This window comes from Cupriavidus sp. OTU4054 (assembly GCF_038440175.1).
GTDB lineage: Bacteria > Pseudomonadota > Gammaproteobacteria > Burkholderiales > Burkholderiaceae > Cupriavidus > Cupriavidus pauculus_D.
The window spans coordinates 123,936-132,682 of sequence record NZ_JASATF010000022.1 but is presented as its reverse complement, the minus strand read 5'-3'; the positions used below and the strand labels follow the sequence as shown (position 1 = coordinate 132,682).

Here is an 8,747-nt window from a genome sequence, read left to right as displayed (position 1 = left end):
CCGGGTGCCGGCCGCCAGATGCCGTTGTAGCGCGGCTTTTCGCCCGGGGCGCGCTGCGCTTCGCGCAGCGCGTCGAGCTCTTCCGTGCTCATGTAGCAGTGGTACGCCAGACCGCCGTCGAGCATCTGCTTCACGACCTCGCGATACCGGTCCATGCGCTGCATCTGGTAGAACGGACCTTCGTCGATATCGAGGTCGAGCCAGGCCATGCTTTCCAGGATCACGTCCACGGCTTCCTGCGACGACCGCTCGACGTCGGTGTCCTCGATACGGAGGATGAAGTCGCCCTGCATGCGGCGGGCATAGGCCCACGGGTAGAGGGCCGAGCGGATGTTGCCGAGGTGAATAAAGCCGGTGGGGCTCGGTGCGAAGCGGGTGCGGACGCGTTGTGTCATGGGCTGGGGAAAACAAAAAAGCCCGCGCACGGATGCGCGCAGGCTGGATGCGTTGAATGAGTGATTATAGCAACGCACTCGCGGAATCATTTATGCTGCGTGGAGTCTCAATCGGCGGCCGCTCGCCAGCGAGCGGGTGCCGGATGCCACGTGCATCACTTTCCGCTGAACGATCCCTCCCCTATGAAACGACGCCTTTTTCTCGGTGCCGCGCCTGCCGCGCTGCTGCTGGGTGCCTGCAGTTTTGGCCCGAAGCCGGCCACGCCGCCGGTGGCCGCCACACCGGTCAACGTCCCCCCGGCCGTCGCCACGCCGCCGCGCCCGATCCGCATCGGCCTGGCGCTGGGTGGTGGCGCCGCGCGCGGCTTTGCCCATATCGGCGTGATCAAGGCGCTCGAGGCCCAGGGCATCCATCCCGATATCGTCACGGGCACGAGCGCGGGGTCCGTGGTCGCCGCGCTGTATGCGTCGGGCATGGACGGCTTTGCGCTGAACAAGGTGGCACTGACCATGGACGAGGCCACGATCGCGGACTGGGCCCTGCCCTTCGGCACGCGTTTCGGCGGATGGCTCAAGGGTGAGGCGCTGCAGAACTATGTGAACCGGCTCGTGAAGCAGAAGCCCATCGAGTCGATGAAGCTGCCGCTCGGCATCGTGGCCACCGACCTCCAGTCGGGCGAGCGCATTCTCTTCCGCCGCGGCAATACCGGGCAGGCGGTACGCGCGTCCAGCAGCGTGCCGGGCGTGTTCCAGCCCGTATCGATCGCCGGCCACGACTATGTCGATGGCGGCCTCGTCGAGCCGGTGCCCGTGGATGCCGCGCGCGAGATGGGCGCGGACTTCGTGATCGCCGTGAACATCTCGGCGGACCCGGCCTCGCAGAAGAACGGTGGCCAGAGCGGCGTGCTGCTGCAGACGACGGCCATCATGGGGCAATCGATCAATCGCATGGCGCTGGCGCGCGCAGACGTGGTAATCCGGCCCGATCTGCCCGATATGGCGGGCAGCGACTTTACGTCGCGCAATCGCGCGATTCTCGCGGGCGAGGTGGCGACGGCAGCGGTATTGCCCGCGCTGCGGGACAAGCTGGCGCAGTTGCGTCAGCGGCCGGTCAGCGCGCCGGTCGGCACCGTGGTGGCGCAGTGACCGGGGCGATGGGCGTGCGTTTCTGGAAATGACATCGGTTGTCAGATCAGTGACAGCGGGTGTCACCCCTCGTTAGTGGGGTGACAGCTCTTGTCATCCTGCAGAAGGGCAGAGAGAGCAAGAGAGGGCAAGAAGAGGTAAAAAAAAGGACTGCCGAGGCAGTCCTTTTTTTTGGGGAGGCCGATTCCATCAGCCGCCATACAGCGAGCGGCCCTGAGCAGCCGGATCGAAGCGCTTGAGCGTCTCGACCATATTGCCCATGCTGTCGCCTGCCCCGCCCTGCGCCGACTCGTCGATGCGGCGGGCGCCGTTGTAGCGCGTGACCCAGTAGCTCGCGCGCATATCGTCGACACGGATCTTGCTGCCGGTGGACGGTGCGTGCACGAACTTGTTGTCGCCGATATAGATACCGACGTGCGAGAACGTGTGGCGCATGGTGTTGAAAAACACCAGATCGCCGGGGCGCAGGTCGTTGACGGCAACCGTCGTGCCAACCTGGCTCATTTCCACGGAGCGGCGCGGGAGCATGAAGCCGAAGGTGTCGTTGAACACGTAGCGGACGAAGCCGCTGCAGTCGAGGCCGGATTCGGGGCTGTTACCGCCGAAGCGGTAACGCACGCCGATCAGGCCCAGCGCATTCATGACGAGGTCGCCAGCCTTGCTGGCCACCGAGCTGGTGGAGTTCATCACCGAGGACAGCAAGCCGCGCTTGCCTTCCACATGCGAATCCGTGCTCAGTTCAGCACGGCTTTCGACGCGGGAGTCGGGATCCTTGAACACCGTATCCGCCAGCACACCGTTCGACACCGTCGCACCGCAGGCAAAGGCAATTCCAATGGCGACCTTTGCCAGGGAATGAAGTACCGTTCGCTGCATTGGTTCTCCTGATGAGTCGGACATGTCTGACCGGGATGTCGGACATCGCCGGACAGGCTGAAAACATCAGGGCGGTTCGTACGCAAGAAGCAGGCCAGATGGCTTTTGCCCCCCACAAGTACGGTCTGGTCACTTTCCGATCCCCAAGTTGTTACCAACTGGTTACCGTTTGCACCATCGCCGTGCGTCGCAACTCGTTATTGGTCACGTATGCAACGGACGAACCACCCCCGAAAATAGGTATCGCGGGATCTTAAAGGCTTACCCGTTGATCTGTCAAAGATCGTTACAAATTTCGTCGATTCACTATGCGAATCAAGGAGCTAGCGTGAAAAACGCATCTTCTTTCTCGCATACCGCATAAAAAACGCGTGCTAAGGCACGCGTTTTTCGGGATGCTGCGACGCACATCACTCAGGTAGCCCCAAGCGCGGCAGCGGCCATCAGCTTGCGCGTATATGGATGCTGCGGCGCGCCGAGTACCGCTTCCGTTTCCCCTGCCTCGACGACCTCCCCGTTCTTCATGACCAGGACCCGGTGCGCCATCGCGCGGATGACGGCCAGGTCATGACTGATGAACAGATAACTGAGGTTGTACTTGTGCTGCAGCTGGGACAGCAGCGCCAGGACCTGCTGCTGGATGGAGACGTCGAGCGCCGACGTGGGCTCGTCGAGCACGAGTACCTGCGGCTTGAGGATCAGCACGCGCGCGATGGCGATACGCTGGCGCTGGCCGCCCGAGAACTCGTGCGGATAGCGGCCGAGCGCCGTGCGGTCGAGCCCGACTTCGCGCAGGGCCTCGATCACGCGCTCGCGCATGGCTTCGCGCGACAGGCCCGGCTGATGCAGCGCAAGCCCCTCGCCGACGATCTGCTCGATGGTCATGCGCGGCGCCAGCGAGCCGAACGGATCCTGGAACACCACCTGCATGCGCGACCGCAGCGAACTGCGCTTCTTGCGCGTGCAGCTATGCAGGTCGCTACCCAGGAAGTCGATGGTGCCGCCGCTCTTGTTCTGCAACGCCAGCACCGTGTGCGCGAGCGTGGTCTTGCCGGAGCCGGACTCGCCGACGATGCCGATGGTCTCGCCCTCGCGCAGCTCGAACCCGACACCCTTGACCGCCGGGAACTGTTCCTTGCCGAACCAGCCCGCGATGCCGGCCTTCTTGCGCGCGTAGTTGACCGACAGGTCGCGCACGTTGAGCAGCACGGGCGCCAGCGGCACCAGCGGCAGCACCTCGCGCCGGGGCCGGCTGTCGATGAGCTTGCGCGTATAGGGATGCTGCGGGTTGGAGAACACCTGCGCGGTCTCGCCGGTCTCGACGAGCACGCCCTTCTCCATCACGCCCACGCGCTGCGCGAACGCGCGCACGAGGTTCAGGTCGTGCGTGATGAGCATGACCGCCATGCCGTACTCGGCCTGGAGGTCGCGCAGCAGGTCGAGGATCTGCGCGCGGATGGTCACGTCGAGCGCCGTGGTGGGCTCGTCGGCCAGCAGCAGCTTGGGCCGGCACGCGAGCGCCATGGCGATCATCGCCCGCTGGCGCTGGCCGCCCGAAAGCTGGTGCGGAAAACTGTTGAAGCGGTTGGCCGCGTCGCTGATGCCCGTGCGTTCGAGCAGCGCGATGGCGCGGTCGCGCGCGGCACGGCGGTCCAGCCCCTCGTGCAGCGCCAGCGTCTCCACGATCTGGTTGCCGATCGTATAGAGCGGGTTCAGCGCGGTCATCGGCTCCTGGAAGATCATCGCGATCTCGGAGCCGCGAATGCCGCGCATCTCGCGGTCCGATACGTCGAGCAGGTCGCGCCCCTCGAAGCGGATGGCGCCCTCGTAGTGCGCGTCCTCGACCAGGCGCAGCATGGCCAGCGCGGTGACGGTCTTGCCCGAGCCCGACTCGCCGACGAGCGCATAGCGCTCGCCCGCGCGCAGGTCGAAGCTCACGTCGCGCACGGCGCGCGTGGCGCCCTCCCCGTGACCGAAGGTCACGGACAGGTTCTCCACGCACATCAGCGTGGTGCCGGGGGCCGGCGCGGCCACGGGTTCGAACGCATCGCCGGGTGGCGTGTTGGATGATGGCATGCGCGATGCGGCAAGGCTCATGACACCACCTCCGGCGCGGGCGCGGCGGCAGCCGGCACCTTGGGCCGCACGCGGCCGCGCAGCTGGGCCAGGCCCATGCGCGTGTCGAACGCATCGCGCAGCGCGTCGCCCATGAAGGTCAGCAGCAGCAGCGTGATGACGAGCACGGCGAACGTGGACACCGAGATCCACCAGGCATCGAGGTTGGCCTTGCCCTGCGCGAGCAGTTCGCCGAGACTCGGCGTGGTCGGCGGCACGCCGAGGCCCAGGAAGTCCAGGCTGGTCAGCGCGAGAATCGCCGCGCTCATGCGGAACGGCAGGAACGTGATGACGGGCGTCAGGCTGTTGGGCAGGATATGGCGCCACATGATCTGCGCATTGGACAAACCCAGTGCCCGGGCCGCCTTGACGTAGTCCAGCGAGCGGTTGCGGTAGAACTCGGCGCGCACGTAATCGGACAAGCCCATCCAGCCGAACAGCGACAGCAGGATGATCAGCAGGCTCAGGCTCGGCTCGAAGATCGACGCGAAGATGATCAGCAGGTACAGCTCCGGCATCGAGCTCCAGACTTCGATCGCGCGCTGCGACATCAGGTCGAAGCGCCCGCCGAAGAAGCCCATCAGCGCGCCCGTGAGCGTGCCGATCAGCACGCCGATCACCGTCAGCGCCATGCCGAACAGCACGGAGACGCGAAAGCCGTATAGCAGCCGCGCCAGCACGTCGCGGCCACGGTCGTCGGTGCCGAGCCAGTTCTCGGACGAAGGCGGCGCCGGGTTCGGCTCCTTCGCGAAATAGTTGAGCGTGTCGTACGAATAGCGGTTGGGCGGGAACACCGCGAAGTTGCCATGGGTGGTGATGCGCTCGCGGATAAACGGATCCAGATAGTCGGTGCGCGTCGGGAAATCGCCGTCGAACGTGGTCTCCGGGTAGACCTTGACGATCGGGAAGTACCAGTCGCCCTTGTAGCGGACCACGAGCGGGCGGTCGCTGGACAGGACCTCGGCCGCCATGCTGAAGACGAACAGCAGCACGAACAGGATCAGGCTCCAGTAGCCGAGCCGGTTATAGCGGAAGCGCTGCCACGCGCGCTGGCGCGGCGACATCGAATGGGGAAGCGAGTGCGCGTGCGGCGCGTGGGCGGTCATCGGGGCATCCCTTCGAAATGGATGCGGGGATCGACGAGCACGTAGCAGACATCGGAGATGAGCCGCGTGATCAGGCCGATCAGCGTGAACAGGTACAGCGTGCCGAGCACGACCGGATAGTCGCGGCGCAGCACCGCCTCATAGGACAGCAGGCCCAGGCCGTCGAGCGAGAACAGCGTCTCGATCAGCAGCGACCCCGTGAAGAACGCGCCGATGAATGCGGCCGGGAAACCCGTGACGAGCGGAATCAGCGCGTTGCGGAACACGTGCTTCCACAGCACGCGGCGCTCCGCGAGGCCCTTGGCGCGCGCGGTCAGCACGTACTGCTTGCGGATTTCCTCGAGGAACGCGTTCTTGGTCAGCATCGTGACCACCGCGAAGCTGCCCACGACCGACGCCGTGATCGGCAGCACGAGGTGCCACAGATAGTCCATGACCTTGCCCATCATCGAGAGCTGGTCCCAGTTGTCGGAGGTCAGGCCGCGCAGCGGGAACCACTGCACGAAGGTGCCGCCGCCGAACAGCACGAGCAGCAGCACGCCGAGCACGAAGCCCGGAATCGCGTAACCGACCAGCACCACGAGACTGCTGATGACGTCGAACCGGCTGCCCGCCCGAATGGCCTTGGAGATGCCGAGCGGGACCGAGATCAGATAACTGAGGAAGAACGTCCATAGCCCAAGGCTGATGGACACCGGCAGCTTGGACTTGACCAGTTCCCACACGCTGCGGTGCTGGAAATAGCTCTGGCCGAGGTCGAAGCTCGCGAAGCGCTTGAGCATCAGGAAGTAGCGTTCGATGGGCGGCTTGTCGAAGCCGTACAGCGCCTGGATCTCCTTGATCTTCTCGGGATCCACGCCACGGCGGCCGCGATATTCGGCACCGCCACCGCTGGCTTCGCCGGCGCCGCCGCGCCCTTTCATTTCCATCATCATCTGCTCGACGGGGCCGCCGGGCACGAACTGGATCACGATGAACGTCAGCGTGATGACCCCGACCAGCGTCGGGATCATCAGCAGAATGCGTTTGAGGAGGTAGGCGATCATGGCCGTCGTCGATTGCGCATGGCGCGCGTTGCGTTGCTTACTGCGTGGCCTGCTGCAGATCGTTGCGCCACCAGTTGCCCAGGACCCAGCCTTCGGCCGTGTAGTAATACGGCAGGCGCTTCGGGTACGACAGGGCTTTCCGATACGCCACCCGGTGTGATGCACTGTACCAGTTTGGCACGATGTAGTAACCGTGCATGAGCACACGATCGAGCGCGCGGCCGGCCGTGATCAGCTCGCCGCGCGACTCCGCGTGCAGCACCGCGTCCACGAGCTTGTCCACGGCCGCCGACTTCAGGCCGAACAGGTTGTCGGAGCCCGGCATGGCGGCCGCTTCCGACGAGAAACGGTCGCGCAGTTCGTTGCCGGGGCTCTGGGAGTCCGGGAAACGGATGGAGACCATGTCGAAGTCGAAGTCCTCGAGCCGCTTCTGGTACAGCGCGAAGTCGGTCGTGCGCTGGTGCACCTCGATGCCGAGCGTCTGCAGGTTACGCACGTACGTGGTGATCACGCGGCTCATCGCCCCGCCGTCGTCGAGGAACTCGAAGACCAGCGGTTCGCCCTTGGCATTGCGCAGCGCACCATCCTCGTAGGTCCAGCCGGCGGCCGCGAGCAGGCGGCGTGCCTCGCGCAGATTGTCCCGCAGCGACCGTGGCGGATTCGTGGTGGGCTGGACGACCTCGGGGCCGAACACCTCGGGCGGCAGCTCGGCGCGCAGCGGCTCCAGCAGCTTCATTTCGCCGGGACCGGGACGCCCGTCATAGGTGGCACTGGCCGCGAGTTCGCTGTTCGAGAACCAGCTGTCGAGGCGCTTGTATGCCCCATAGAACAACTGACGGTTCAGGTACTCGAAATCCATGGCGAGAATGAGCGCCTTGCGCACGTTCACGTCCTGGAACACCGGCTTGCGCATGTTCATGACGAAGCCCTGCATGCCGGCGCCGTTGCGATGCGGAAACTCGGTCTTGATCAGATCCTTGTCGCGGAAGCGCGGGCCGTCGTAGCTCTTGGCCCAGTTCTTCGCGCGGTATTCGACGATCGCGTCGAACTCGCCCGCCTTGAATGCCTCGAGCCGCGCGGTCTCGTCCTTGTAGAGGCGATAGACCACGCGCGCGAAGTTGAACGTGCCGCGGCGCACGGCGAGGTCCTTGCCCCAGTAGGCGGGATTGCGCTTGAACGTGATGCCGCGGCCGGCGTCATAGCGCTCGATCAGGTAGGGCCCGCTGGCGATCGGCTCCTCGAAGGTCAGCTTCTCGAACGGCACCTTGGCCGTCCATTTCTTCGAGAACACGGGGAGCGACCCCACGATCAGCGGCAGTTCGCCGTTGCGCTGCTTGAAGTCGAAGCGAACCGTACGCTCGCCCGTGACCACGACCGCCTTCACGTCCATGCACATGCTGCGGTAGCCGGGGCTGGCCCACTTGCCCATCAGCATGTCGTAGGAATATTTGACATCCGATGCCAGCACCGGATCGCCGTTGGCGAAGCGCGCCTCCGGGCGGATGCGGAAGGTCACGGACATCTCGTCCGGGGCCACGGCGACATCTTCGGCAAGCAGACCGTAGGCGCTGGCGGTTTCATCGGCGCTGCTGATCAGCAGGGACTCGAACATCAGCGTGTTCAGGCCCGGCGCGGACGTGCCCTTGAGCGTAAACGGGTTGAACTTGTCGAAACTGGTACGGCGGTCCGGGTTGGCGAGCGTGAGCGTGCCACCCTGCGGCGCGTCCGCATTGACGTAGTCGAATTGCTTGAAATCGGCCGGATACTTGAGATCGCCGTGCAGCGCAAAGCCATGCGCCGCGTAACCCGATAGGGGAAAACCCGAAGCCAGCACGAGCGCCAGTGCCAGACCCCACTGCAGTACCGCGCCACGACGGAAATACTGCCTTGCCGCCTGAAGCGGCCAACGTGCGCGAATCAGCATCCCGATGCAGACCTCCAAGAATATCCCGACATATCCCGACCCACCTGGCCGCCAGAGGCCAGGCAAAGATGTGCGACAATTTTACATGGGTCCGGATAGCTACCAGCCATCCGGACATTCCCTTTGGCATGCGCGTGCA

The 8,747-nt window shown here is 65.0% G+C and carries 7 protein-coding genes; 1 reads left to right on the top strand and 6 read right to left on the bottom strand.

The window, feature by feature from the left end; genetic code table 11:
• Positions 1–395: glutamate--tRNA ligase (locus AAHB16_RS23680; RefSeq protein WP_342052132.1), on the bottom strand; the 395-nt coding region annotated here is incomplete at its 3' end.
• Positions 396–578: 183 nt separating this feature from the next.
• On the opposite strand from AAHB16_RS23680, the gene AAHB16_RS23675 reads away from it, so the two are divergent.
• Complete coding sequence (locus AAHB16_RS23675) at positions 579–1,541, top strand: patatin-like phospholipase family protein (protein ID WP_342052131.1); 963 nt, start codon at positions 579–581, stop codon at positions 1,539–1,541.
• A 189-nt stretch (positions 1,542–1,730) separates the two neighbouring features.
• Here AAHB16_RS23675 and AAHB16_RS23670 read toward each other — a convergent pair whose 3' ends face one another.
• From AAHB16_RS23670 to AAHB16_RS23650, 5 genes are all read right to left on the bottom strand, one after another.
• The gene (locus AAHB16_RS23670; RefSeq protein ID WP_150371293.1) at positions 1,731–2,417 is read right to left on the bottom strand and encodes a C40 family peptidase; all 687 of its coding nucleotides are present in this window, start codon (positions 2,415–2,417) and stop codon (positions 1,731–1,733) included.
• 414 nt (positions 2,418–2,831) lie between these two features.
• Entirely contained in the window at positions 2,832–4,493 is a 1,662-nt protein-coding gene (locus AAHB16_RS23665) for an ABC transporter ATP-binding protein (protein WP_150373733.1), read from the bottom strand.
• Positions 4,494–4,510: 17 nt separating this feature from the next.
• Positions 4,511–5,638 (bottom strand): ABC transporter permease, encoded by a 1,128-nt coding sequence (locus AAHB16_RS23660; protein ID WP_342052130.1) that lies wholly within the window; start codon positions 5,636–5,638, stop codon positions 4,511–4,513.
• Positions 5,635–6,684 (bottom strand): microcin C ABC transporter permease YejB, encoded by a 1,050-nt coding sequence (locus tag AAHB16_RS23655; RefSeq protein ID WP_150371291.1) that lies wholly within the window; start codon positions 6,682–6,684, stop codon positions 5,635–5,637. Before AAHB16_RS23655 ends, AAHB16_RS23660 begins: the two co-directional genes overlap by 4 nt.
• A 37-nt stretch (positions 6,685–6,721) precedes the next feature.
• Positions 6,722–8,608 (bottom strand): extracellular solute-binding protein, encoded by a 1,887-nt coding sequence (locus tag AAHB16_RS23650; protein WP_150371290.1) that lies wholly within the window; start codon positions 8,606–8,608, stop codon positions 6,722–6,724.
• Positions 8,609–8,747 lie beyond the last annotated feature (139 nt).

Coding starts and splice junctions, on each gene's coding strand:
- AAHB16_RS23665 (WP_150373733.1), bottom strand. CDS start 4,493: ATGCCATCATCCAACACGCCACCCGGCGATGCGTTCGAACCCGTGGCC.
- AAHB16_RS23650 (WP_150371290.1), bottom strand. CDS start 8,608: ATGCTGATTCGCGCACGTTGGCCGCTTCAGGCGGCAAGGCAGTATTTC.
- AAHB16_RS23675 (WP_342052131.1), top strand. CDS start 579: ATGAAACGACGCCTTTTTCTCGGTGCCGCGCCTGCCGCGCTGCTGCTG.
- AAHB16_RS23670 (WP_150371293.1), bottom strand. CDS start 2,417: ATGCAGCGAACGGTACTTCATTCCCTGGCAAAGGTCGCCATTGGAATT.
- AAHB16_RS23660 (WP_342052130.1), bottom strand. CDS start 5,638: ATGACCGCCCACGCGCCGCACGCGCACTCGCTTCCCCATTCGATGTCG.
- AAHB16_RS23655 (WP_150371291.1), bottom strand. CDS start 6,684: ATGATCGCCTACCTCCTCAAACGCATTCTGCTGATGATCCCGACGCTG.